This is a genomic window from Xanthomonas euroxanthea, assembly GCF_903989455.1.
In the GTDB taxonomy this organism is placed as follows: domain Bacteria; phylum Pseudomonadota; class Gammaproteobacteria; order Xanthomonadales; family Xanthomonadaceae; genus Xanthomonas; species Xanthomonas euroxanthea.
The window spans coordinates 2879064-2901753 of the sequence record NZ_LR861803.1; the positions used below are offsets into that span (position 1 = coordinate 2879064).

21 protein-coding genes and 1 pseudogene are annotated in these 22690 nt (G+C 65.6%); 11 read left to right on the forward strand and 11 right to left on the reverse strand.

Annotated features, from left to right (window positions below; all coding sequences use genetic code 11):
• Positions 1-4 precede the first annotated feature (4 nt).
• Positions 5-349, forward strand: a complete 345-nt coding sequence (locus H7A86_RS12090; RefSeq protein WP_119128642.1) for a DUF3301 domain-containing protein — start codon at positions 5-7, stop codon at positions 347-349.
• A gap of 198 nt (positions 350-547) precedes the next feature.
• Here the strand turns inward: H7A86_RS12090 and H7A86_RS12095 are convergent, their stop codons facing one another.
• The 7 genes from H7A86_RS12095 to H7A86_RS12125 form a co-directional block, all read right to left on the reverse strand.
• Positions 548-991, reverse strand: coding sequence for a ClpXP protease specificity-enhancing factor (locus H7A86_RS12095; protein WP_104582164.1), 444 nt, complete (start codon positions 989-991; stop codon positions 548-550).
• A 78-nt stretch (positions 992-1069) separates the two neighbouring features.
• Complete coding sequence (locus H7A86_RS12100) at positions 1070-1705, reverse strand: glutathione S-transferase N-terminal domain-containing protein (protein ID WP_024939278.1); 636 nt, start codon at positions 1703-1705, stop codon at positions 1070-1072.
• A 1048-nt stretch (positions 1706-2753) separates the two neighbouring features.
• The gene (locus H7A86_RS12105; RefSeq protein WP_164740223.1) at positions 2754-3512 is read right to left on the reverse strand and encodes a cytochrome c1; all 759 of its coding nucleotides are present in this window, start codon (positions 3510-3512) and stop codon (positions 2754-2756) included.
• The gene (locus H7A86_RS12110) at positions 3505-4764 is read right to left on the reverse strand and encodes a cytochrome b (RefSeq protein ID WP_104649060.1); all 1260 of its coding nucleotides are present in this window, start codon (positions 4762-4764) and stop codon (positions 3505-3507) included. The genes H7A86_RS12105 and H7A86_RS12110 overlap by 8 nt, the downstream gene beginning before the upstream one ends.
• Positions 4764-5408: a ubiquinol-cytochrome c reductase iron-sulfur subunit gene (gene petA, locus H7A86_RS12115; protein ID WP_026064126.1), complete on the reverse strand. Its 645-nt coding sequence runs from the start codon at positions 5406-5408 to the stop codon at positions 4764-4766. Before petA ends, H7A86_RS12110 begins: the two co-directional genes overlap by 1 nt.
• Before the next feature lie 377 nt (positions 5409-5785).
• Positions 5786-6766 (reverse strand): lytic transglycosylase domain-containing protein, encoded by a 981-nt coding sequence (locus H7A86_RS12120; protein ID WP_119131419.1) that lies wholly within the window; start codon positions 6764-6766, stop codon positions 5786-5788.
• A 49-nt stretch (positions 6767-6815) separates the two neighbouring features.
• Positions 6816-7784 carry a helix-turn-helix transcriptional regulator gene (locus H7A86_RS12125; protein WP_119131418.1) on the reverse strand — a complete coding sequence of 323 codons (969 nt, stop codon included), beginning with the start codon at positions 7782-7784 and terminating at the stop codon, positions 6816-6818.
• A 155-nt stretch (positions 7785-7939) separates the two neighbouring features.
• Here H7A86_RS12125 and H7A86_RS12130 point away from each other — a divergent pair.
• From H7A86_RS12130 to H7A86_RS12175, 9 genes and pseudogenes are all read left to right on the forward strand, one after another.
• Positions 7940-8528: pseudogene (locus tag H7A86_RS12130) on the forward strand (glutathione S-transferase family protein).
• Positions 8529-8566: 38 nt separating this feature from the next.
• Positions 8567-10021, forward strand: coding sequence for a tRNA (N6-isopentenyl adenosine(37)-C2)-methylthiotransferase MiaB (gene miaB, locus H7A86_RS12135; RefSeq protein ID WP_104649064.1), 1455 nt, complete (start codon positions 8567-8569; stop codon positions 10019-10021).
• Positions 10022-10819: 798 nt separating this feature from the next.
• Positions 10820-11806, forward strand: a complete 987-nt coding sequence (locus tag H7A86_RS12145; RefSeq protein WP_104649095.1) for a PhoH family protein — start codon at positions 10820-10822, stop codon at positions 11804-11806.
• A gap of 425 nt (positions 11807-12231) precedes the next feature.
• Positions 12232-12894 (forward strand): hypothetical protein, encoded by a 663-nt coding sequence (locus tag H7A86_RS12150; protein WP_104582155.1) that lies wholly within the window; start codon positions 12232-12234, stop codon positions 12892-12894.
• 54 nt (positions 12895-12948) lie between these two features.
• The gene (ybeY, locus tag H7A86_RS12155) at positions 12949-13434 is read left to right on the forward strand and encodes an rRNA maturation RNase YbeY (protein WP_104582154.1); all 486 of its coding nucleotides are present in this window, start codon (positions 12949-12951) and stop codon (positions 13432-13434) included.
• The gene (locus tag H7A86_RS12160) at positions 13434-13952 is read left to right on the forward strand and encodes a hypothetical protein (RefSeq protein ID WP_119131417.1); all 519 of its coding nucleotides are present in this window, start codon (positions 13434-13436) and stop codon (positions 13950-13952) included. Before ybeY ends, H7A86_RS12160 begins: the two co-directional genes overlap by 1 nt.
• A 95-nt stretch (positions 13953-14047) precedes the next feature.
• Complete coding sequence (locus H7A86_RS12165; protein WP_119131416.1) at positions 14048-14926, forward strand: CorC family transporter; 879 nt, start codon at positions 14048-14050, stop codon at positions 14924-14926.
• 14 nt (positions 14927-14940) lie between these two features.
• The gene (locus H7A86_RS12170; RefSeq protein WP_232099335.1) at positions 14941-16194 is read left to right on the forward strand and encodes a lipoprotein N-acyltransferase Lnb domain-containing protein; all 1254 of its coding nucleotides are present in this window, start codon (positions 14941-14943) and stop codon (positions 16192-16194) included.
• Between the two features lie 14 nt (positions 16195-16208).
• Entirely contained in the window at positions 16209-17210 is a 1002-nt protein-coding gene (locus H7A86_RS12175; RefSeq protein WP_047125205.1) for a magnesium and cobalt transport protein CorA, read from the forward strand.
• A gap of 276 nt (positions 17211-17486) precedes the next feature.
• Here H7A86_RS12175 and H7A86_RS12180 read toward each other — a convergent pair whose 3' ends face one another.
• Entirely contained in the window at positions 17487-18851 is a 1365-nt protein-coding gene (locus H7A86_RS12180) for an NAD-dependent succinate-semialdehyde dehydrogenase (protein WP_119131414.1), read from the reverse strand.
• Positions 18852-19121: 270 nt separating this feature from the next.
• Between H7A86_RS12180 and H7A86_RS12185 the strand changes: the two genes are divergently transcribed.
• Positions 19122-19532 carry a hypothetical protein gene (locus H7A86_RS12185; protein ID WP_119131413.1) on the forward strand — a complete coding sequence of 137 codons (411 nt, stop codon included), beginning with the start codon at positions 19122-19124 and terminating at the stop codon, positions 19530-19532.
• Between the two features lie 156 nt (positions 19533-19688).
• Here the strand turns inward: H7A86_RS12185 and H7A86_RS12190 are convergent, their stop codons facing one another.
• The 3 genes from H7A86_RS12190 to H7A86_RS12200 are packed head-to-tail and all read right to left on the reverse strand — an operon-like array spanning position 19689 to position 22575.
• Positions 19689-20537 (reverse strand): ABC transporter permease subunit, encoded by an 849-nt coding sequence (locus H7A86_RS12190; RefSeq protein WP_119131412.1) that lies wholly within the window; start codon positions 20535-20537, stop codon positions 19689-19691.
• Positions 20534-21448, reverse strand: coding sequence for an ABC transporter permease subunit (locus tag H7A86_RS12195; protein ID WP_119131411.1), 915 nt, complete (start codon positions 21446-21448; stop codon positions 20534-20536). The genes H7A86_RS12190 and H7A86_RS12195 overlap by 4 nt, the downstream gene beginning before the upstream one ends.
• Positions 21445-22575, reverse strand: coding sequence for an ABC transporter ATP-binding protein (locus H7A86_RS12200; protein WP_119131410.1), 1131 nt, complete (start codon positions 22573-22575; stop codon positions 21445-21447). Before H7A86_RS12200 ends, H7A86_RS12195 begins: the two co-directional genes overlap by 4 nt.
• Positions 22576-22690 lie beyond the last annotated feature (115 nt).

Genomic DNA, 22690 nt, shown 5'->3' on the forward strand with positions numbered 1-22690 from the left:
GCCCATGCCCAGCCTGATTCTCTTCATGATTGCCGGCGCCGCGCTGTACGCGTTCTGGAACTCCTCGCGTGCCGCAGCCGAACGTGCCGACATCCTCGGCCGCAACGCCTGCCGCGCCGCCGACGTGCAATGGCTGGACCAGAGCGTGCATTCCACCAACCTGCGCATCTGTCGCAAGCCCAACGGCTGGCTGGGCTTCGAGCGGACGTTCCGGTTCGAGTATTCGCACGATGGCATCGACCGGCACAGCGGCCGCCTGGTGCTGCGCGGCGATCAGCTGATCGCCTTTACCGGACCGCAAGTGGCCACGGTGACACCGCTGAGCCCGGATCATCAGCGCCTGAACTGACCGCGATCTGGTCGCTGTGGACGCATGCAGGCGCCTGGCCTGCAGGCGGCGACCGAAGACCAGCGTCCTGCAGCGCATTCAAGAAGCCGCCGCAGTGACTGCAACCGCATCTGTCGGTGCCCTCATTCGACCGCGGCGCACACACCACGCGTACCTGCCGCGGCACCGCACGGGCGCGCGGTGCGCGCCCGTCGCCGGTTACTTGACCACGCGCAGATGCGGACGCTTGCCGGCAGCCGGCGGCTCGTCCGGCGTGGGCGCGCCCGGCGGCGGCGACGCACCCGGATCCGGCGGTTCGGTGCTGGTACCAGGGATATCGTCCGGCAAGGCCATGCCCTGCCCCGTCTCGCGCGCATATACCGCCAGGACGGCGGCCATCGGCACCATCACCGGATAACTGACGCCGCCAAAGCGCGCGGTGAATTGCACGCTTTCGTTGTCGACCTGCAGCCCGACCACGGCGCGCTCGGCGATGTTCAGGACCACACGGCCGTCCTTGACCGCACTGGCAGGCACCTGCACGCCGGGCAGTCCTGCATCCACCAGGACGTGCGGCGTCATGCCGTTGTCGTTGATCCATTCGACCAAGGCCCGCAACAGGTACGGGCGATGGCTGGTCATGCGGGGGAAATCTTCGCTCATGGCATCATTTTACCCGCACACGGCCCGCAGCGGCGGCTGCGCGATGCGGCGTCGGTCTGTTGGCATACAGCCGTCGCATCAGCCTGGCAGGTCGCGCAGTTTCTTTTCCTGATCGGTCAGGCTGCGGATGAAGCCGGGATTGCGGAAGATCCGGTTGCCGTAGTCTTCGATCGCCTTGCCATCCTTGGGCAGCCCGATCTCCAACGCGTCCAGTCGCCAGATGATCGGCGCCATTGCGCAATCGGCCAGACTCATTTCCGGATTGAGGAAGAACTTGCTGGCCTTGAACAGCGGCACCGACGCGGTGAGCAGTTCCTTCAGGCGCTTGCGGCCGGCTTCGGCCTGGGTCTTGTTGCCGAGCTGGATGGCCTGCACCTGCGGCACCCAGTCGTGCTCGATCCGCAACATCGCCAGACGCAGGCGCGCGCGCGAGAGCGGGTCGACCGGCATCAACGGCGGATGCGGGTAGCGCTCGTCCAGGTATTCGCTGACCACCGATGCGGCGTACAGCACCAGGTCGCGTTCGACCAGGGTCGGGACCGAATGATAGGGATTGAGATCGATCAGATCTTCTGGGGGATTTTGCGGGTCGACCGGCACCAGGTCGTAGGTCACCCCTTTCGCCGCCAGGACCAGACGGACCCGGTGGCACAACACGTCGTCGTTGGACGAAAACAAAGTCAAGGTATTCCGCATACGCACACTCGTCGCCATTCAAGGCTCTCCGACGACCGGAATCCGCCGGCCGCATCGGCGCGGCCGGCCCAACGCCGACCGTCACCACGGTCCTTCGAGTGTGCAATCACGTCACGCAAAAGCCAAGGGTGATAGAGCCTCAAAAACACCAACAGGCCATATTGTGGCGTTCAATGTCGGGCGCGGCCGGCGATGACGCGTCATCGGCAGGTGGGTCCGCGGCGGACCTGCGGATTCTGTACAGGCCCTTGCACGCCCACCGTCGCGAGACACGCCGCAAGTACGTCCTCGACGCTGCGAGTTTGCTGCCGGGCCCTTGCCCGCCCACCATCGCAGGACACGCCGCAAGTACGTCCTCGACGCTGCGAGTGTGCTGCCGGGCCCTTGCCCGCCCACCGTCGCAGGACACGCCACAAGTACGTCCTCGACGCTGCGAGTGTGCTGCCGGGCCCTTGCCCGCCCACCATCGCAGGACACGCCGCAAGTACGTCCGTGTAGGCTCCGGCGCGGCATCCATGCCGCTCAGGGTCCCGCGACGGTGACCGGGCAAGGACCAGTCGAGATGGTTGGTGTGCATGGGAAGAGCAGTGCTGGAATCGCCTTGTTTGATCATGAGCAGCGGCTCCACGTCTGATGCATACCGCACGACAGACGGCTTTCAGATCAGTGCCGACCAATTGTCTGGTGCGGTGCCCTTGCCGGTTGCGGGACCGTGTGGCGGCATGGATGCCGCCACCGAGCCCCCAGGGATGGGTTCACGGCGTGTCCCTCGAGCGGTGAGGGCAACGCGCACTCGACGTTGCGAGTGTGCTGCAGGGCCCTTGCCCGCCCGCCGTCGCGGGACACGCCGCAAGTACGTCGATGTAGGCTCTTGAGTCGATCTAGGCTCTTGAACGGCGTCCATGCCGCTCAACGACTGCGCCACCGCCGACGGACGCGGCCCAGGCCCGGAATCGGCACATAGCATGCGCACCCCTGCCCTGCGCAGCGCCTGCATGCACCGGGCGATCGGTTGCTATTCCTGGGCGGCCGCGGCATTGCGCGCCGCCTCGGGTTCACCGCACGATCAATGCACGTCCTTCCAGTATTCCTTCTTGAGCAAGTAGGCAATGAAGGTGAGCAAGACCAGGAACAGGATCACCCACACGCCCATGCTTTGCCGTTTCAGCGCCGCCGGCTCGCCCGCGTACTCGAGGAAGTTGGCGATGTCGCGCACGGTCTGGTCGAACTCCACCGGCGTCTGTCGCCCGGGCTGGCCGAGCTTTAGCGCCTGCACCGGCTTGTCGCCGGTCGCCTTGTCGGGCGGGCCGAACTGCGCCTGCTGCAGTCCTTGCAGCTCCCACAGCGGGTTGGGCATGGACGCATTCGGGAACAACTGGTTGTTCCAGCCCAGAGGGCGGGTCTGATCCAGGTAGAACGACTTGAGGTAGGTATAGACCCAGTCGGTGCCGCGCACGCGGGCGATCAGGGTCAGATCCGGCGGCGCCTTGCCAAACCACTTGGCGGCCGCATCGTGCGGCATGGTGCCTTCGATGTGTTCGCCGATCTTGGCGCCGGTGAAGTTGAGGTTGGTCATGACCTCTGCTTCGCTCAAGCCCAGATCGCTGGCCATGCGCGAATAGCGCAGGTATTTCAGCGAGTGGCAGCCGGAACAGTAGTTCATGAACAACTGCGCGCCACGCTGCAGCGAGGCACGGTCGCTCAGGTCGTTGCCGGCCTGCTGCACCGCACCGCCTTCGGCCGCAATCGCACCGCCGCCAATGAGCAGCCCGCACAGCAGGGCGACCAGGCGCGACGTCCATGACCTCACGTTGGAATTAGTCATGGGTGGTCACCCGCTCCGGCACCGGCTTGGTCTTGTCCAGCCGCGTCCACACCGGCATGGTGATGAAGAAGGCGAAGTACAGGAAGGTCAGCACGCGCCCGACATAGGTTTCGTGCGCGTCGGTGCCGGGGCCGGAGCCGATCACGCCCAGCCACACGAAGCACACCACCAGCACGCCGAGCGCGACCTTGGAGATCCAGCCACGGTAGCGGATCGAGCGCACCTTGGCCCGATCCAGCCACGGCACCAGGAACAGGATCGCGATCGCCGAGAACATCACCAGCACGCCGCCGAGCTTGTTCGGCACAACCCGCAACATCGCGTAATACGGCGTGTAGTACCAGACCGGCTTGATGTGCTCGGGAGTCACCAGGCGATTGGCCTCGGTGAAGTTGTCGTGCTCCAGGAACAGGCCGCCAAACGCCGGCGCGAAGAAGATGATGAAGGCCGCGATCAACAGCAGAAAGCCGACCCCGACCAGATCCTTGACCGTGTAATACGGGTGGAACGGGATGCCGTCGGCCGGCTTGTGCGCGTCCCAGCGGTTGCCCTTCGGCCCCTTCTTGATGTCCACGCCATCGGGATTGTTGGAACCCACTTCATGCAGCGCGCCGATGTGCAGCACGATCAGCAGCAACAGCACCAGCGGCAGCGCGATCACGTGCAGCGCGAAGAAGCGGTTGAGCGTGGCATCGCCGGGCAGGTAGTCGCCCATGATCCATTCGGTCAGCCCGTTGCCGATCACCGGAATGGCACCGAACAGCGAGATGATGACCTTGGCGCCCCAGAACGACATCTGACCCCACGGCAGCACATAACCCATGAAGGCTTCGGCCATCAGCACCAGGTAGATCAGCATGCCGAGAATCCACACCAATTCGCGCGGCTTCTGGTAGCTGCCGTACATCAGCCCGCGGAACATGTGCAGATACACCACGATGAAGAACAGCGAGGCGCCGGTGCTGTGCATGTAGCGGATCAGCCAGCCCCACTCCACGTCGCGCATGATGTATTCGATCGAGGCGAATGCATCGGCGGCGCTGGTCTTGTAGTGCATCGTCAGGAAGATGCCGGTGACGATCTGGTTGACCAGCACCACGATGGCCAGCGAGCCGAAGTAGTACCAGAGGTTGAAGTTCTTCGGCGCGTAGTACTCGCTGACATGCTTGCGATACATGGGCATCAGCCCGGGCGCGCGTTCGTTGACCCAATCGAACACACCGTTGGCGGTACGGACCAGGATATTGCTCATCAGGCAGCCCCCGTGCTGTTGGCCGACGTACCGGCACCATCGGGATCGACGCCGATCACCAGGGTGTTGTCGTCCACGTAGTGGTGTGGGGGCACCAGCAGATTGATCGGTGCCGGCACGCCGTCGAAGACGCGGCCGGACATGTCGAAACGCGACTTGTGGCAGGGGCAGAAATAGCCGCCCTTCCATTGCGGGTCGTAGGGCTCGGGGCGGATTTCGGCGACCATTTCCGGCGAGCAGCCCAGATGCGTGCACAGCCCGACCAGCACCGAGATGTCGGACTTGATCGAGCGGTATTCGGGATTCTTCAGTACGTAGTCCGGCTGCTGGTCCTTGTTCTCGGACTTGGGATCCTTGAGCCGGTCATCCAGCGATGGCAGCGCGTCGAGCATCGCCTTGGAGCGCTTGACGATCCAGATCGGCTGACCGCGCCATTCCAGAACCAGCCGTTGCCCCTCCTGCAAGGCGCTGATGTCGGCAGTCACCGGGGCACCGGCCAACTTGGCGCGTGCACTGGGATTCCACGACTTCACGAACGGAACTGCGACAAATCCTGCTCCGACCGCACCGACCACGGCCGTTGTCGCGGTCAAAAACCGACGACGCCCGATATCCGCAGGTGCGTTAACCCCATCGTTGGCCATCCGGCTCTCCGATCTTGATTAGGTAGCGTGAGGCTGCCAACGGCTGGCGGGGGGTCCAGCCGCGATGAATCGACCGCAGTGTAGCGGAACGCTTAATACACAGACAACGCAATGTACGCAGTCGGACCGGCGCAGTGCAAACACCGGATGCAGGCGCGCGCCGATTGCATCACGTGCCAGCCTGGCACAGGACCGACAGCTGTGACGCAGTGCTGGCATCGACCCTGCACCAGCCGAAGACCTGCTGCGCGTGGGCTGCGGCATCGCGCAGCCGCGAAGGCTGCCTGCGCGACGTGGTGGCCGCCCGACATCCGTCCCGATTGGTTGCGGTCAACGCAGGCCGAAGCGGGCAGCGCATGCGTGCGAAGGCACGCAGCTCAGTTGGCTGCCGTGGCCTGCCCACGATAGCGTCCGGCCAGCAGGCCGACGCGTTGCACGTAGCGCTGGGTCTCGCTGTAAGGCGGCACGCCACCGTAGCGATCCACCGCGCCCTCGCCCGCGTTGTAGCCGGCAGCAGCGAGCGTGAGATCGCCGTTGAAGCGCTTCAGCAACCACGAAAGATATTGCACGCCACCGCGAATATTTTGCGTTGCATCATAGGCATCGCTGACCCCGAAGCGGCGTGCGGTCCCGGGCATCAACTGCATCAACCCCTGCGCGCCGGCACGACTCAGTGCCAGCGGGTTGTAGGCCGACTCGGCATGGATGATCGCGCGCACGATCGCCTCCTCGACCCCGAACTCGCGCGCGGCCGCAGTGATTTCCTGCTGGTAGGCGTTGGTATTGAGCCGGATCGCGCCGAAATTGACGCCCGGCTTGGCCCCGCAGGCGTAACAGGTTTCGATGAAGCTGTAGTGGATGGTGCGCAGGCCCTGGATGCTGGCGACCTGGCGCGGGCGCGCACTGGTGTAATGGCGCACACCGTCCTTCATATACGAATAGACCTGCCCGCTGACCACCCGGCGCGGATTGACCGCGGCGGCAGCGGGCGGCTGCACGATCGACGGCTGCGCGCGCGGCCCCAGCGCCGAGGAGGCGAGCTCGGCAACGCGAGGAGGCGGTTGGCTGGCCGGCTGGCTGATGATCGTGGCCGGCGCGCCACTGTCGATCGTGGCGCTGCTGCGCGCCGGGTTGGCGACCACCCCCGGCGTCGGCCGAAGCGTGGACGGCGCGGCGCGGCGCGCGGACCGGTCCGGGGTGTAGCTGCTGATGACGCTGCAGGTCGCTCCGCTCTGGCGCTTGCTCAGGTAGCTGGTGATTCCGTCGCCGCTGACGCACTTGTACAAGGTGCCGGCGCTGGCCGGCGCCGCCGACAACGTGACAACTAGCAGCCCCAGCACTCTTGACATCCCCTTCATGCGGCGGAGTGTCCCAGCTTGGCCCGGGCTTGCCAAGTGGTTGCCGCGGTTATCCGGGCAGTTGCCCCAGCCGCGTCCGCAACGCGTTCAGCGCCTGGGTCAGGGGAGCACGCACGGCCTGCGGGGAAATCGCATCGAAAGGTAGATCGAGCAGCAGCAGGTTGGCCGCCAGGGCCGGCATGCTCGGTGCGCCCAGACCCAGCCAGCAATGTGCCGGCCCGTCGGCTTCCAGCGCGCCCAGCCAGGGCGGGATGCGCGCGGCGAGTGCCTCCAGCGTGCCGTGTAGGCGTACCCGTGCCCGGCACGGGAATGGCGACTCGCCGATCGCCTTGCGCAGGAGTTGCAGTGGCTCCTCGGGCAGTGCGCGAGCGGCGAATTGCGCACCGGTCGTCTCGGCCCGGTCGATGCGGTCGGCGCGCAAGGTGCGCCAGTCCTGGCGCTCGCAGTCCCAGGCCAGCAGATACCAGCGCCGCCCGTAATTCACCAGCAGGGCCGGCTCGACGCAACGCGTAATCGGGGCACCGGAGTGGCGGCGATAGTCCAGCCGCAGCGTGACCCGGTCGCGGCAGGCGCTGGCCAGTTGCGCGAGCAGCGCCGCATCCACCAGGGCACCCGTCTCCTCGGTGACCGGCAAGCTGGCGGTGGCCGCGTGCGCCGCACTGGCACGCTGGCCGCTGCGCCGCGGCAGCAGCGGATCGAGCTTGCGCAGCACCCGCGCCGCCGCCGCATCCATGCCGCGCATCACCGGAGCCGCTGCGCGCAAGGCGATCGCCACGGTCAGCGCTTCGTCCTCTTCAAACAACAGCGGCAGGGCCGCAGCGCCTTGCCCCAGCTGATAACCGCCTCCGGCCCCGGGCGCGGCCTGCACCGGGTAGCCCAGTTCGCGCAAGCGCTCGACCGCGCGCCGTACGCTGCGCGGATGCAGTTCCAGGCGCTCGGCCAGCGCCGCACCGGACCAAGTCCGGCCGCCTTGCAGCAGGGCGAGCAGACGCAACAAGCGGGCAGCGGTCGAAGCCATCGCGCTACCGTATTGCGGACAGGAACTGTCCGCAATGGCTGCGTAGGATGGCGCTGGCACCGCGGCCCATGCCTGCCGCATCCACCAAGGAACCTGCAATGTCCGACCAGCGCCACATCACCCTGTTCCACAATCCCCGCTCGCGCTCGCGCGGCGTGCTGGTGCTGCTGGAAGAGCTCGGCGCCAGTTACGACCTGCAGATCGTCAATCTGGAAAAAGGCGAGCAACTGACGAGCCAATACCTGGCGATCAACCCGATGGGCAAGATTCCGGCGATCCGGCACGGCGACAGCGTGGTCACCGAACAGGGTGCGATCTACCAGTACCTGGCCGAGCTGTATCCGGAAGCCGGCCTCTCGCCGGCCCCGGGCGATGCCGATCGCGGCGCCTACCTGCGCTGGCTGGCCTTCTACGGCTCGGCGTTCGAGCCGGCGATCATCGACCGCGCGCTGAAGCGCGACGCGCCGCCGCGCGCGATCTCGCCCTACGCCGACTGCGACACGGTGCTGCAGGTGATCGATGCGCAATTGGCCAAGGGCGACTATCTGTTGGGCGAGCGCTGCAGCGCGGCCGATGTGCTGTGGGGCGGCGCGCTGGGCTGGATGCTCGATTTCGGCCTGATCGATCCGCCTGCCAGCACCCGCGCCTACATCGCCCGCATGGCCGACCGGCCGGCGTTTGCACGTGCCGAGGCGACCAACGCCAAGGCCTGACCAGGCGGACGGGCCCGGCGCAAGCGGGTAAACTGTGCGGCTATCTTCTACCCGCCTGGAATAAGCGCCATGCCCGGGACATCCGTTTCCGACCTGTCCGCAGCCACCGCCGTGGACGCACCTGCCCTGTTGCCGCTACCGGTGGCCCGCCCGTCGGCGCCTGCCGTGGTGCGCGGCAAGCTCTACATCAAGACCCACGGGTGCCAGATGAACGAGTACGACTCGGCCAAGATGGCCGACGTGCTCGCCGCCTCCGAGGGCCTGGAGCTGACCGACAACCCCGAAGACGCCGACGTGGTGCTGGTCAACACCTGCTCCATCCGCGAGAAGGCGCAGGAAAAGGTGTTCAGCCAGCTCGGCCGCTGGAAGGCACTGAAGGCCGGCGGCAAGCCGGTGATCATCGGGGTGGGCGGCTGCGTGGCGTCACAGGAAGGCGAGGCCATCGTCAAGCGCGCGCCCTACGTGGATCTGGTGTTCGGCCCGCAGACCCTGCATCGCCTGCCGGAGCTGATCCGCGCGCGGCGCGAATCGGGCAAGTCGCAGGTGGACATCAGCTTTCCGGAAATCGAGAAGTTCGATCGCCTGCCCGAGCCGCGTGCCGATGGCCCGTCGGCATTCGTGTCGATCATGGAAGGCTGCTCCAAATACTGCTCGTTCTGCGTGGTGCCCTACACCCGCGGCGAGGAAGTCAGCCGGCCGTTCGAGGACGTGCTGGTGGAAGTGGCGCAACTGGCTGCGCAGGGCGTGCGCGAGATCAACCTGCTCGGCCAGAACGTCAACGCGTATCGCGGCGCGTACGGCGCCGATGCCGGCGATGCGGCGCAGTACGCGGATCTGGGCTTGTTGATCCGCACCATCGCGCAGATCGACGGCATCGGCCGTATCCGTTTCACCACCTCCCATCCGCTGGAATTTTCCGATTCGCTGGTGGATGCCTATCGCGACGTGCCGCAGCTGGCCAATTACCTGCACCTGCCGGTGCAGGCCGGCAGCGACCGCATCCTGTCGGCGATGAAGCGTGGCTACACCGCACTGGAATTCAAGTCCAAGATCCGCAAGCTGCGCGCGGTGCGCCCGGACATTTCGATCAGCTCGGACTTCATCGTCGGCTTTCCCGGCGAGACCGAAGCGGATTTCGAAAAGACCATGAAGCTGATCGAGGATGTGGGCTTCGACCAGAGTTTCTCGTTCGTGTATTCGCGGCGTCCCGGCACGCCGGCATCGGACCTGCAGGACGACACGCCGGAAGCCGTCAAGCAGGCGCGGCTTGCCCGCCTGCAGGCGCAGATCAATGCGCACGCCACGCGTATCTCGCAGTCCATGGTCGGCAGCGTGCAACGGGTACTGGTGGAAGGCCCGTCGCGGCGCGATCCGAACGAGTTGACCGGCAAGAGCGAGAACATGCGCCCGGTGAATTTCCCCGGCAACCCGCGCCTGATCGGGCACTTCGTCGATGTGTTGATCACCGAGGCGATGAGCAATTCGCTGCGTGGCCTTATCCAGGTGGACGACAGCGCAAGCTGACGCGGCACGGGCGCCGGCTTGCGTTGGCGCCTTCCGTCAGCGCTCGGTGGCGGATTCGTGGTGGATGACAGAGTGCGTGCTGGTCGGTCGCGACGGTCGTGGTGCTGCCGTCAGCCGCCCGACGCCGCATCTGCCTGCGATGGTCCTTACCTTGCGTGGCTGCGTGCGTGTGTGCAATACGCTGGCACTTCGGCGAGCTCACGCGCGTCACGCCGCGCGCCTCGATCTTTCGCGAGCAAGCAGCGGCGTGCGCATCGCGCTGAGTCGCCAACTGGCGCTCGAGCGTCGGCAATGGCCCGGTGACCTGGCGCAGCACTGGACCATGCTCGGTCTGCAAGCCAGCGACAGCGCGCATCGTTCGCAAAGGCCGCGCAATGCGTTGATCGCGCAGAGCCACAACATCGACAGTGACTCGCCTCAGCACGCAGCACGCAGCACGCACAGCGAGTGATCAAAATTTCACCACCCATCTGCAACACCTTGCAGCACAAGGCGTGCGAGCACTTACCCACAGGCTTTGCCGAATTCGATCCACACCGCTTGTGGACAACCCCCACCGCAGTGGCGATTTTTTCGCCACTTCCCTGCCAGACCTTGTGCGAGTAGGCGCCACAATTTTTATCCACAGGTTAGTGATGCGTGACTCCACAGCGACTGTGGAAAACCCGCGCACGCCGCCGGGTCCCGGCCAGACCGGGTGATTGCAGTGGCCGGGCGTGTTGGTGGGATCACACGCTGCGCGCTACCCTCGTCTGCCGCCCAACCGACCAGCGCATGCGTGCGCGGTCCGATCCGACCATGAACTCACCTGCACATCGCGACTTCACCCTGGAACCCGACGACATCGAGCGCCTGGCCAATCTGGCCGGCCCGTTCGACGCGCACCTGCGCCAGATCGAACTCAAGCTCGGCGTGGAGATCGCCAACCGCGGCAACATCTTCCGCGTCACCGGCCCGGAGCCGGCGGTCACCGCCGCGCAGTCGCTGCTGACGGCCTTGTACGAGGAAGCCGCCGCCACCACGTTCGACACCCACGCCATCCACCTGCGCCTGAACGATGCCAATGTCGAGCACGTGGTCGATCGTTCCTACGTGGCCCAGGACGTGGCGATCAAGGTCAAGCGCGGCACCGTGCGTGGCCGCGGCGCCAACCAGGCCAAGTACCTGCATGCGATTGCCACGCACGACATCAATTTCGGCATCGGCCCGGCCGGTACCGGCAAGACCTTCCTGGCCGTGGCCAGCGCAGTGGAAGCCTTGAACGAATCGCGCGTACAGCGCCTGATCCTGGTGCGCCCGGCGGTGGAAGCCGGCGAGAAGCTGGGCTTCCTGCCTGGCGATCTCAGCCAGAAGGTGGACCCGTACCTGCGCCCGCTGTACGACGCGCTGTACGAAATGCTGGGCGTGGAAAAGGTGGTCAAGCTGCTGGAAAAGAACGTCATCGAGATTGCGCCGCTGGCCTATATGCGCGGCCGCACGCTCAACGATGCCTACGTGATTCTGGACGAGGCGCAGAACACCACCATCGAGCAGATGAAGATGTTCCTGACCCGCCTGGGCTTCGGCTCCACCGCGGTGGTCACCGGCGACCTGACCCAGATCGACCTGCCCAAGCACGTCAAGTCCGGCCTGCGCGACGCCATCGAGGTGCTGCGCGATGTGGACGGCGCCAGCTTCACCTTCTTCGAGGCACGCGACGTGGTGCGCCACCCGCTGGTGCAGCGCATCGTTACCGCGTATGAGAAGCGCGATCTGGCCGAGAAGCCTGCCGAACCTGCGGCCTGAAGCAGGCTGGCGGGACGTGACCGTGGATGCCCTGCTCGGCACGGTTCGGTGCAACGCCGGGCGAGCAGGAAGACCTCCAGATTCCAGCAATCCGCAGCGCTTGGTCATCGCGTAGCCCTTCGCGCCTGCCCGCCTGCAGCGGTGCTGAGCCAGCTGCACCAGCCCAGAGCGCAACGGCGATACACTTGCGGCATCGTTCCGCACAGGAGGTGCTCATGGTCGGTTGTCGCGCGTTGTTGCTCGTTTGCATGCTGGGTGTTGCCCCAGGTGCGTTATCGGCCGCTCCGGATGAGGCCCCGGCATCCTCGCGCGCTTACATCGAGACCAGTTACCTGGCCGCACCGAGGAGCGTTGGTCCATTTACGCTCGCCCGCAGCTCGTACAACCCCGCAGCCAAGGTGTCGGGGGCCGCATTTCATTACACGATGGCTGAGCATCCGGAATTGAATATCGATGTCTTCGTTTATCCGGCCGGGCAGCGCGATCAAGCCGAGGCCATCGAGTACGGCATGGTCGCCTTTCGCAAAGACCTCGCCGCGGCGCGCGCACAAGGCAGCTATTCGCGGCTGGACGAGCTGGACCAAAGCAGGTTCGTATTGACCAGCGATGATGCCCCGAAAAACATCCCGGCCAACGCAGTGGATGCCAAGGTGATCGCAGCCATCGCGGATGCCGAACGCATCGTTGGGGAAAAGTTGCGGCTCAGCGTGGACCTGGCGTCGTCCGGCATGCCGCTGCTGTCCAACGGCTATCTGTTCTACAAGCAGCTTTACTACATCAAGGTGCGGGTATCGGCAGCGCAGCAAGCGACCGCGCAGACCACTTTCGACGCACTCGCCGACCAGGCTGCGCGCGCGCTCGTGCCGGCCATCCAGGTCAGCAATATTGGCGGGTGCGCGGACCAGACCATCTACCTCGACGCCAAGGCCGCGCCAGAGCAGGGCGCCGTTGAGATGGCACGCCAGCTCAAGACCCATATGGGCTTCAATTGCCACAGTTCGACCAAGCAGGCAGGCATCGAAGAGCTAGTCGAAACAGTCGAGGTGATCAAGATCACCTACAACGCCGGCGAGTGGAAGTCGCAGTGAGGCAACACACGCGCGATACTGTGGCCCCTGTCTGAGCTCAATGCTGGTATCGCCATGACCCGTGGACCTGTCCGCCTCGACGTCGCTGTCAGTTACGCGCTGCCGCGCGCCGGCCTGCCGTCGGCGGTGAGTTTTCGCAAATGGGTGGCGGCCGCGCTGAAGGGGCGCATCCGCGAGGCCGATCTGGCGGTGCGCATTGTCGATGAGAAGGAAGGCTGCTCGCTCAACCACCATTACCGTGGCAAGGATTACGCCACCAATGTGCTGAGTTTTCCGGCCGAGTTGCCCGAGGGCCTGCCCAAGGGCATCAAGATGCCGCTGCTCGGCGATCTGGTGATCTGTGCACCGGTGGTGGCGCGCGAGGCCGCCGAACAAGGCAAGTCGCTGGCCGCCCATTACGCCCATCTGACCGTGCACGGCACCTTGCACCTGCTGGGCTGGGATCACGAGGACGACAAGGAGGCCGACGCGATGGAGCAACTCGAACGCGAGATCCTGGCCGATCTCGGCATCGACGATCCCTATGCGGGAGAGCATTGATGCGGGCCTGTGTCGCCACCGCGGTGCTGTTGCTGGCCTGCTCCGGCGCCTGGGCCCAGACCGCGCCGGTGCGTCCGGACCTGCCGGCCCTGATCGAATGCCGCCAGCGCATCGGCGACTTCAACGCGCTGGCGCCGGTGCTGGCCGACCCGCTCAAGGCGGTTGCGCTGGGCTGGACGCCGCTGGAACAGGCCAACCTGTTCATGACCGAGTACACGCTCAACACGCCGATCAGCGTGTTCGGCCACCGCACCACCCATATCGCGTTCTCCGGCGCCAGCGTCATGGCGCTGCTGGACCTGCCCGACCCGCGCCCGCTGGCCAAGCAGCTGAACCTGGAACTGGGCGTGGATAACGCCGACAAGGTCATGTACGGCCGTGAGCTGGTCAGCGAAGACACCACCAACCCCAAGACCGGCGAGGCGATGATCGAATCGATCGTGCTCAGCGTCTCCAACGTGAAGTCACATCCGGGCAAGACCGTGGTCGGCTGCGGCTACAGCCTGGACCTGCCCTGACGCGGTGCCCGCCCCGCCCCGTCTACAGCGCCTTAGCGGCTTCCTGTTAGACTGCCTGCTATCGCCTGGTTTGCCGGGTGCCGCCCCCCGTCACGATGTCCGAAGACGACAGTAGCCAATCCCAAGAAGCACCCGAAAAACGCCGTAGCTGGCTCGAGCGCCTGAGCGCTGCCTTCTCTGGCGAGCCCCATACCCGCGACGAACTGGTCGCGTTGCTGCGGACCGCCGAACAGGACGGCCTGATCGCCGCAGACACCTTGCGCATGATGGAAGGCGCGATCTCCGTGTCCGAGCTCACCGTGGGCGATGTGATGATCTCGCGCTCGCAGATGGTCTCGCTGCCGGTGGAAGCCCGTTTCATCGACCTGATGAAGCAGGTGGTGGAATCGGGCCATTCGCGCTTCCCGGTGCACGGCGAGAACAAGGACGAAGTGCTCGGCATCCTGCTGGCCAAGGATCTGTTGCGCGGCGTGGTTGCCGACAACGGCCCCGGCAATGTGCGCGAACTGCTGCGCCCGGCGGTGCTGATCCCCGAATCGAAGAAGCTCAACGTCCTGCTCAAGGAATTCCGCCTGTCGCGCAACCACATGGCCATCGTGGTGGACGAGTACGGCGGTGTCGCCGGGCTGGTCACCATCGAGGACGTGCTGGAGCAGATCGTCGGCCAGATCGATGACGAGCACGACGATGCCGAGGAAGAGAATTCGCTGATTGCCATCCAGGCCGACGGCCGCTATGTGGTCGATGCGCTGACGCCGATCGAGGACTTCAACGAGCGCTTTGGCGCCGACTTCCCCGATGACGAGTACGACACCGTCGGCGGCCTGGTCACCGATGCGATCGGGCATCTGCCGGAAACCGGCGAGGAGCTGACGCTGGGGCGCTTTGCGTTCCGCGTGGCCAAGGCCGATGCGCGGCGCGTGCACGCCTTCCACGTGACCATCCTGCCGCCAGACCCGCAGGACGACGCTTGAACCTTTCGCACCGCATGACTGCTGCAGCAACAGGCCGCGGCAGGGTTCGGCGATGGGCGGCGTCCTGTCTGCTGCTGATGCTTGCACTGTTGGTGGCGCCTGCCGCCGTTGCCCAGGGTGCAGATCGGGCGGCGGCCCAGCCCGCCGTGCCGGCACCGCGTGTCGGCGTGGTCACCATGCAGCCGGGCGAGGTGTTCTTCGAGCGCTTCGGTCACGATGCCATCGTGGTGGTCGATCCGGTCACCGGGCAGGCCACCTCCTACAACTTCGGCTTCTTCGATCCCAGCGAGCCGGATTTCGTTCCGCGTTTCGCGCGTGGCGAGATGATGTACTACCTGGTTGCATTGCCGCTGGACGAAGACCTGCAGCAATATCGCGCGGTCGGCCGCGGCGTCAGCATCCAGTGGCTGGATCTGCCACCGGACCAGGCGCGCGCGCTGGCTGACGGGCTGGCCGTCCGCAGCCGGCCCGAGAACGCGCGCTACCACTACGATTATTTCGTGGCCAACTGCGCCACGATGGTCCGCGACACGCTGGACCGGGCGATGGGCGGCGCATTGAAATCGCAACTGGCCGGGCGCTCGCGTGGCAATACCTACCGCAGCGAGGCAGTACGCCTGGCCTCTCCCGCCCCGTGGATGTGGCTGGGCTTCGACCTGGGCCTAGGGCCGTACGCGGACCGCCCGTTGTCGCGCTGGGAAGAAGCCTTCGTACCGATGCGGCTGGCCGACAGCCTGACCCAGGTCCACAACAGCGCCGGCCGCCCTTTGGTGCAGTCCACGCAGGTGCTGTTGCCGCATCGCATCGCACCGGAGCCGGCCGAACAGCAACGGCACTGGTGGCCATGGTTGCTGACCGGGTTGATCGTCGCCGCCGGCGTGCTGGCGCTCGGTCGCCGGCAGCGCGTGCTCGCCGCTTTCGCCCTGCCGTACTGGCTGCTGTGCGCGATCGGCGGCGGCCTGCTGGTGTATCTGTGGGGCTTCACCGTGCATCAATCGGCCTGGGCCAATCGCAACCTGCTGCTGGTCAACCCGCTGTGCGTGCTGCTGTTGGTCGGCGGCATCGCCCTGCTGCGCGGGCGCCGGCCCGGACGCTGGTTCGATGTGCTGCGCTGGCTGGTCGCCGGCTCGGCCCTGCTGGCCTTGCTGATCCACTGGCTGTCGTTCCAGGCGCAGGACAACCTGCAATGGGTGCTGCTGCTGTTGCCCATCCACACCGCGCTCGCCATCGCCTTGCGGCGGCGTGACTTGTCCGTGCGCACGCGCTGATCCAGGATGCGTCCATGAACCACCACGGCCGCCATCCGGACAACCCCTCCTGCGTCATCACCTGTGCCTATTACGACGGTGAGGGCGAACGCCACGACATCAGCCTGGAGCAGATCAGCGACGTGCTGCAGCGCCCGGATGGGTTCGTCTGGGTGGGGCTGTACGAGCCGCAGGAATCGGTGCTGCACAAACTGCAGGACGAGTTCGGCCTGCACGATCTGGCCATCGAGGATGCGCTCAAGGCGCACCAGCGCCCCAAGGCCGAGAGCTACGGCAACTCCCTGTTCGTGGTGGTCAACACCGCGCAGCTGGTCAACGAGCGCATCCGCTACGGCGAGACGCACGCGTTTTTGGGCGCGCGCTTTCTGTTGACGGTGCGCCATGGCGCATCGCTGTCGTATACGCCGGTGCGGCACCGGGTCGAACGCGAACCGGCGATGCTGCGCATGGGCGCCTCGTTTTGCCTGTACGGCGTGCTCGATTTCGTGGTCGACAATTATCTGCCGATCATGGACGAGTTCCGTGACACGCTGGAAGGCCTGGAAAAGGACATCTTTGCCGACAACTACAAGCGCGAAACCGTGGTGCGCCTGTACGAGCTCAAGCGCGAACTCAACAAGATGCGGCTGGTGGTGGCACCGCTGCAGGACGTGCTCTCGCACCTCAAGCGCAACCCGGGCTCGCTGATCCACGACGAAGTCGGCATCTACCTGCGCGACGTGCTCGATCACGCGGTGCGCATCAATGACGCCATCGACACCTTGCGCGAGATGCTGGGCACCGCGCTGAGCGTCAACCTGTCGATGGTGACCCTGGCCCAGGGCGAAACCGTCAAGCGCCTGGGCGCCTGGGCCGCGCTGCTGGCCGCCCCCACCCTGATCACCAGCTGGTACGGCATGAACTTCACCCACATGCCCGAACTGGACAAGCGCTACGCCTACCCGCTGCTGGTCGCCGGCGTGGTCGCCTCATGCCTGGTGCTGTATCGCTTGTTCAAGCGTGCGCGGTGGCTTTGAGGCCGCGCTGTGGCCTGGGAATCGGGATTCGGGATTCGGGAATGGGTAGAGCAGGTTTTTCTGACTGCTGAGTGTTGGCTTGGCACTGAGCTGCTGGAGGTTCCCGCACTGCACGTACTGCAAGCCGCGTCGGCTATGCACTGGTTGGTTTGAAGGCGTCGGCATCATCGTGGGCTGCCCGTGCCCTCATCCACCCTTCGGGCACCTTCTCCCAGAGGGAGAAGGAAGCCGGCTTGCCTTTGCGAATCCCCAATCCCGAATCACCAATCTCGGCCATCAAGCCACATAGATGGTCTTGATGTTCATGAACTCGTGGATGCCGTGCTCGGCGAGCTCGCGGCCAAAACCCGAGCGCTTGATGCCGCCGAACGGCAGGCGTACGTCGCTCTTGACCACCGAATTGACGAACGCCGCGCCGCACTGTAATTGCTGCGCCACGCGCTCGCCGCGCTTGGCATCGGAAGTCCACACACTGCCGCCCAGGCCGAAGCTGGTGTCGTTGGCCACGCGTACCGCCTCGGCCTCATCGCGCACGCGAATCACCGAGGCCACCGGACCGAAGAATTCTTCCTCGTAGGCCGGCATGCCCGGGGCGACGTGGTCGAGAATGGTGGCCGGATAGCCGGCATGCGAACCAGGCACCGGTTCGCCGCCCAGCAGCACCTTGGCGCCTTTTTCCACGCTGGCTTGTACCTGCTTGTGCAACTTGTCGCGCAGATCCGCGCGGGCCATGGGCGCCAGCGTGGTGCCCTCCTGCTGCGGGTCACCGAGCACGCGCTTGGACGCGGCGGCCACGAAGCGTTCGATGAAGCGATCGGCGATGGCGTCCACCACGATGAAACGCTTGGCGGCGATGCAGGTCTGCCCGCTGTTGTCGAAACGCGACTGCACGGCTGAAGCGACGGTGTGCTCCAGGTCGGCGTCTTCCAGCACCACGAACGCGTCGCTGCCGCCCAGTTCCATCACGCACTTCTTCAACTGATCGCCCGCATTTGCAGCCAGCGACCGCCCGGCGCGCTCGCTGCCGGTCAGCGTCACCGCGGCGATGCGATCGTCACGCAGCACATCTGCGGCCTGATCGTTGTCGATATGCAGCACGTCGAACACGCCGGGCGGAATACCGGCGGCATTGAGCACCTGCTTCATCGCATCGGCACAGCGCGGCACATTGCTGGCATGCTTGAGCAGCGTGACATTGCCGGCCATCAGCCCCGGGGCGAGGAAACGAAACGCCTGCCACAGCGGGAAATTCCACGGCATCACCGCAAACACGCAACCCAGCGGCTCGTAGCGCACATAGCTGGACTGCGCCTCGGTCGGGATGTCGCGCGGTGCCAGATACTCGGCCGCATGCTCGGCGTAATAGGCGCAGGCCTGTGCGCACTTGTCGACCTCGGCCAGCGCCTCGTGTCGCAGCTTGCCCATCTCGGCGGTCATGATGCGCTGCAACTCGTCGCGCCGACGGGTCAGCTCTTCGCCCACGCGCCGCAACAGCGCGCCGCGCTCGGCCAACGGCAGCGCCGCCCACTGCGGGAATGCCTTGGCGGAAGCAGCCAGACGCGCCTCGATGGCGGCGGCGTCCAGGGTGTGCTGGGTGTGCTCGACCTGGCCATTGGCCGGGTTGACGGTGTCGTAGGACATGACGGTCTCCTGTTACAGGCCCGTCATGCTAGTCGTCGGGAAGTTGCAGCCGCGTCACAACCGCAGCAAATCGCTGCAACGCTGTGTTTACCCACGCCGCGACGCAATGCCGCACCTCCATCGCACCGCTCGCGGATCACTGGCAACCGGAGCAACGCTCCCAGCCACGCTAACGAAAGCGGCCCTGCCCTGTCCCGACCGTCCCACCGCACAAAAATGCTCTAGCATTCGGCACTTGGCAGCTTCATCCATTCACGGAAGACCACCACGATGCGCCGGGATCTGATTGTTCTAGTTGTACTTGGCATCGGCGCCTGCCTGCCGGGGTGCGCCGTCCTGCAGGACATGCTGCACGGCCCGCGTCCGGGTCCGAACGGATTTGTCACCGTGAGCTGCACCAACTCGCTGCCCAATCCCAGCCAACCCTGCGAGGAACAGGCGCTGCGGGCCTGCTCGGACACTGCCATCCGCCAATTCGTTACCGCGCACTCGTCGCCGAACATGGTCACGATCTATCCGAGCAAGCAGAAATCCAAGGACGACGGAAAGAACAAGGACAAGGATCGCGCCGACGAACAACCCAAGGTCGAGCAACAGGGCTACGACATCAGCGCCGAGTATCAGTGCTACCTGACCAAGCCGCAGCCCTGGGACAGCGGGTACACGCCTCCGGCCAGGTAACAGCGGCCCAACCAACTGCCGTGCCCGGCGTCCGGTGGCCGCATCAGGCGTCCGCAATCGGCGTGCAGCCATCGTGGATGTCGGTGGCGTCGGCGTTCGCAGCCGTCTGGCCGCCGCTGGTGGCGATGCATTCGCCACACTCATATTGGTGCCTGCTCAGGAAGCAGCTTGCAGCGCCAGTTGCGCATCGCGCTGGCGGCGTCGTTCGCTGCGCGCCAGCAGCCACCAGCCGATCGCTGCGGCGATCGACACCGCCAGCACCATCAGCGTGGCAAGCGCGTTGATCTTGGGGCTGATGCCCAGCCGCACCGACGCGAACACCTTGATCGGCAAGGTGGTCGAACTGGGCCCGGCCAGGAAGCTGGCGATCACCACATCGTCCAGCGACAGGGTGAACGCGAGCAGCCAGCCTGACGCCAATGCGGGGGCGATGATCGGCAAGGTGATCAGGAAGAACACCTTCAGCGGTGTCGCGCCCAGATCCATCGCTGCTTCTTCCAGCGAGCGATCCAGTTCCTGCAGGCGCGAGGAGATCACCACCGTGACGAACGAGACGGTGAAGGTGACATGCGCCGCCCAGATCGCCACCGCGCCGCGCGGTGCGATGCCGAGCACGCCGCCCATCGAGACCAGCAACAACAGGATCGACAGGCCGATGATCACCTCCGGCATCACCAACGGTGCGGTGATCAGCGCACCGAACAGGGTCTTGCTGGGGAAACGCCGCATGCGCACCATCGCCAGCGCCGCCATCGTGCCCAGCACCGTCGATGCCCCGGCTGTCCAGAACGCGACTTCCAGGCTGACCCAGGCCGCATCCAGCAGCTGGCGATCGCGCAGCAATTCACCGTACCAGCGCGTGGAAAATCCGCCCCACACCATCGCCAGCCGCGAGGCGTTGAACGAGTAGACCATCAGCAACAGGATCGGCAGGTACAGAAAGCCGAAGCCCAGCGCGAGCACGCTGCCACCCAGCACGCGACCACCGCGCCAGGCGCGCATCATGTCAGCCGCCCTTCCAGCTCGCGCTGCTGATAACGGTGGAAGAGCACGATCGGCACCAGCAACAGCAGCAACATCACCGTGGCCACCGCAGCGGCCACCGGCCAGTCGCGATTGTTGAAGAACTCGCCCCACAGCACGCGGCCGATCATCAAGGTATCCGGCCCGCCCAGCATTTCCGGAATCACGAATTCGCCCACCGCCGGAATCATCACCAACATGCAGCCGGCCACGATCCCGTTGCGCGAGAGCGGCAAGGTGATGCGCACGAACGCCTGCCACGGCCGCGCGCCCAGATCGTAGGCGGCTTCGAGCAGGCGCCGATCGTGCTTGACCAGGTTGGCGTACAACGGCAGCACCATGAAGGGCAGATAGCAGTACACGATGCCGATATAGGCGGCGAGCGGCGTGTACAGCAACTGCAACGGCTGGCGGATCACTCCCAGCGCCAGCAGCGCCTGATTGAGCAATCCGTTGCCGTCGAGGATGCCGATCCAGGCGTAGACGCGGACCAGGAACGAGGTCCACGACGGCAACACCACCAGCATCATCGCCACGTTGCGCGTGGCCAGCGGCAGCCGCGCAATGACATAGGCCATCGGGTAGCCGATCAACAGCGCAAACACGGTCGACAGCGCCGCGATCCGGATCGAACTCGCATACGCCGCCAGGTACTGGTTGTCGTGCAGCAGGACCAGATAGTTGCCCAGATGCAGCTTGACGCTCACCGCGCCATCGGCCGCGATGGCGAACAGCGGCGTGTACGGCGGCATCGCGGTGGCGCGCTCGGCGAAGGAAATCTTCAGCACGATCAGGAACGGGATCGCGAAGAACACCAGCAGCCACAGATACGGTGCGGCGATCACGCCCCAGCGCGCGCCCGGCACTGCTGCGCGGAACAGGCGGCGCCTCATGCGGTGAGCACCACGCCGTCGTCCTCGCCCCAGTTCAGCCATACGGTGTCGCCCCAGGTCAGCGCTTCGCTGGCCCAGCGCTGCCGATTGGCGAAGTTGGCCATCAGTTTGAAGCCACCGGGCAGACGCACGTGGTAGACCGAGTGGCTGCCGAAATAGGCGATGTCCTCGATCACGCCCTGCGCCTTGTTGCAGGGCTGGGCGGGTTCCTCCTTGCCGATGACCAGTTTTTCCGGACGCAGCGCGAACGCCACCGCCTGCCCTTCGAAACCGGTGATGCCATGGCCGACCCGGATACTGGCGTCGAATGCCGGGGACTTCAGGCTGACGTAGTCCGGTTTGTCCTCGACGATGACCGCATCGATCAGATTGACCGAGCCGATGAATTCGGCGGCGAAGCGGTTGGCCGGTTGTTCGTAGATTTCGTCCGGGGTGCCGACCTGCTGGATCCAGCCCTGGTCCATCAATGCGATGCGGGTGGCCATGGTCATGGCCTCCTCCTGATCATGGGTGACCATGACGCAGGTGACGCCGGAGGTCTCGATGATGTTGACCAGCTCCAGCTGCATCTGCGAGCGCAGCTTCTTGTCCAGTGCGCCCATCGGTTCGTCCAGCAGCAGCAACTTGGGCCGCTTGGCCAGCGAACGCGCCAGCGCCACGCGCTGCTGCTGGCCGCCGGAGAGTTGATGCGGCTTGCGCCTGGCCAGGCTGCCGAGCTGCACCAGCTCCAGCATCTCGCCCACGCGCGCCGCGATTGCGGCCTTGGGCAGGGCTTCCTGCTTCAGTCCAAAGGCGATGTTCTGCTCCACGCTCATATGCGGAAACAGCGCATACGACTGGAACATCATGTTGATCGGGCGCTCGTACGGCGGCAGCGCGTCGATCGGCTGGCCATCGAGGACGATGCGGCCCTTGGTCGGCCGCTCGAAGCCGGCCAGGCAGCGCAGCAAGGTGGACTTGCCGCTGCCCGAGCCGCCCAGCAACGCGAAGATTTCGCCCTTGCGGATCTGCAGGCTGACTTCGTCGACCGCGACGACGCCGTCGAACTCCTTGCGGACCTCGCTGATGCTCAGATAGGCGTTGTCGCCAGCGGAAAGCGGCGCCGCTGCGGCCTGGGTAAGTGCCATGAACCCTCTCGTTTGCGAAGCGTGGCCCGGCAATGACTGTGCACCGCAAGACGCCGGGCCCGCCAGTGCCCGGTGCGAATGCCGGCACCGGTCCCCTTCAGTTCGATCGCGTGCT

Excerpts from the sequence above, each read along its gene's own strand:
- H7A86_RS12105 (WP_164740223.1), bottom strand. The coding sequence starts at position 3,512 with ATGACTAATTCCAACGTGAGGTCATGGACGTCGCGCCTGGTCGCCCTG.
- H7A86_RS12120 (WP_119131419.1), bottom strand. The coding sequence starts at position 6,766 with ATGAAGGGGATGTCAAGAGTGCTGGGGCTGCTAGTTGTCACGTTGTCG.
- H7A86_RS12165 (WP_119131416.1), top strand. The coding sequence starts at position 14,048 with ATGTCCGAAGACGACAGTAGCCAATCCCAAGAAGCACCCGAAAAACGC.
- H7A86_RS12195 (WP_119131411.1), bottom strand. The coding sequence starts at position 21,448 with ATGAGGCGCCGCCTGTTCCGCGCAGCAGTGCCGGGCGCGCGCTGGGGC.
- petA (WP_026064126.1), bottom strand. The coding sequence starts at position 5,408 with ATGGCCAACGATGGGGTTAACGCACCTGCGGATATCGGGCGTCGTCGG.
- H7A86_RS12145 (WP_104649095.1), top strand. The coding sequence starts at position 10,820 with ATGAACTCACCTGCACATCGCGACTTCACCCTGGAACCCGACGACATC.
- H7A86_RS12180 (WP_119131414.1), bottom strand. The coding sequence starts at position 18,851 with ATGTCCTACGACACCGTCAACCCGGCCAATGGCCAGGTCGAGCACACC.
- H7A86_RS12125 (WP_119131418.1), bottom strand. The coding sequence starts at position 7,784 with ATGGCTTCGACCGCTGCCCGCTTGTTGCGTCTGCTCGCCCTGCTGCAA.
- H7A86_RS12100 (WP_024939278.1), bottom strand. The coding sequence starts at position 1,705 with ATGGCGACGAGTGTGCGTATGCGGAATACCTTGACTTTGTTTTCGTCC.
- H7A86_RS12095 (WP_104582164.1), bottom strand. The coding sequence starts at position 991 with ATGAGCGAAGATTTCCCCCGCATGACCAGCCATCGCCCGTACCTGTTG.
- H7A86_RS12185 (WP_119131413.1), top strand. The coding sequence starts at position 19,122 with ATGCGCCGGGATCTGATTGTTCTAGTTGTACTTGGCATCGGCGCCTGC.
- H7A86_RS12175 (WP_047125205.1), top strand. The coding sequence starts at position 16,209 with ATGAACCACCACGGCCGCCATCCGGACAACCCCTCCTGCGTCATCACC.
- miaB (WP_104649064.1), top strand. The coding sequence starts at position 8,567 with ATGCCCGGGACATCCGTTTCCGACCTGTCCGCAGCCACCGCCGTGGAC.
- H7A86_RS12090 (WP_119128642.1), top strand. The coding sequence starts at position 5 with ATGCCCAGCCTGATTCTCTTCATGATTGCCGGCGCCGCGCTGTACGCG.
- H7A86_RS12170 (WP_232099335.1), top strand. The coding sequence starts at position 14,941 with ATGACTGCTGCAGCAACAGGCCGCGGCAGGGTTCGGCGATGGGCGGCG.
- H7A86_RS12160 (WP_119131417.1), top strand. The coding sequence starts at position 13,434 with ATGCGGGCCTGTGTCGCCACCGCGGTGCTGTTGCTGGCCTGCTCCGGC.
- H7A86_RS12190 (WP_119131412.1), bottom strand. The coding sequence starts at position 20,537 with ATGATGCGCGCCTGGCGCGGTGGTCGCGTGCTGGGTGGCAGCGTGCTC.
- H7A86_RS12150 (WP_104582155.1), top strand. The coding sequence starts at position 12,232 with ATGGCTGAGCATCCGGAATTGAATATCGATGTCTTCGTTTATCCGGCC.
- ybeY (WP_104582154.1), top strand. The coding sequence starts at position 12,949 with ATGACCCGTGGACCTGTCCGCCTCGACGTCGCTGTCAGTTACGCGCTG.
- H7A86_RS12110 (WP_104649060.1), bottom strand. The coding sequence starts at position 4,764 with ATGAGCAATATCCTGGTCCGTACCGCCAACGGTGTGTTCGATTGGGTC.
- H7A86_RS12200 (WP_119131410.1), bottom strand. The coding sequence starts at position 22,575 with ATGGCACTTACCCAGGCCGCAGCGGCGCCGCTTTCCGCTGGCGACAAC.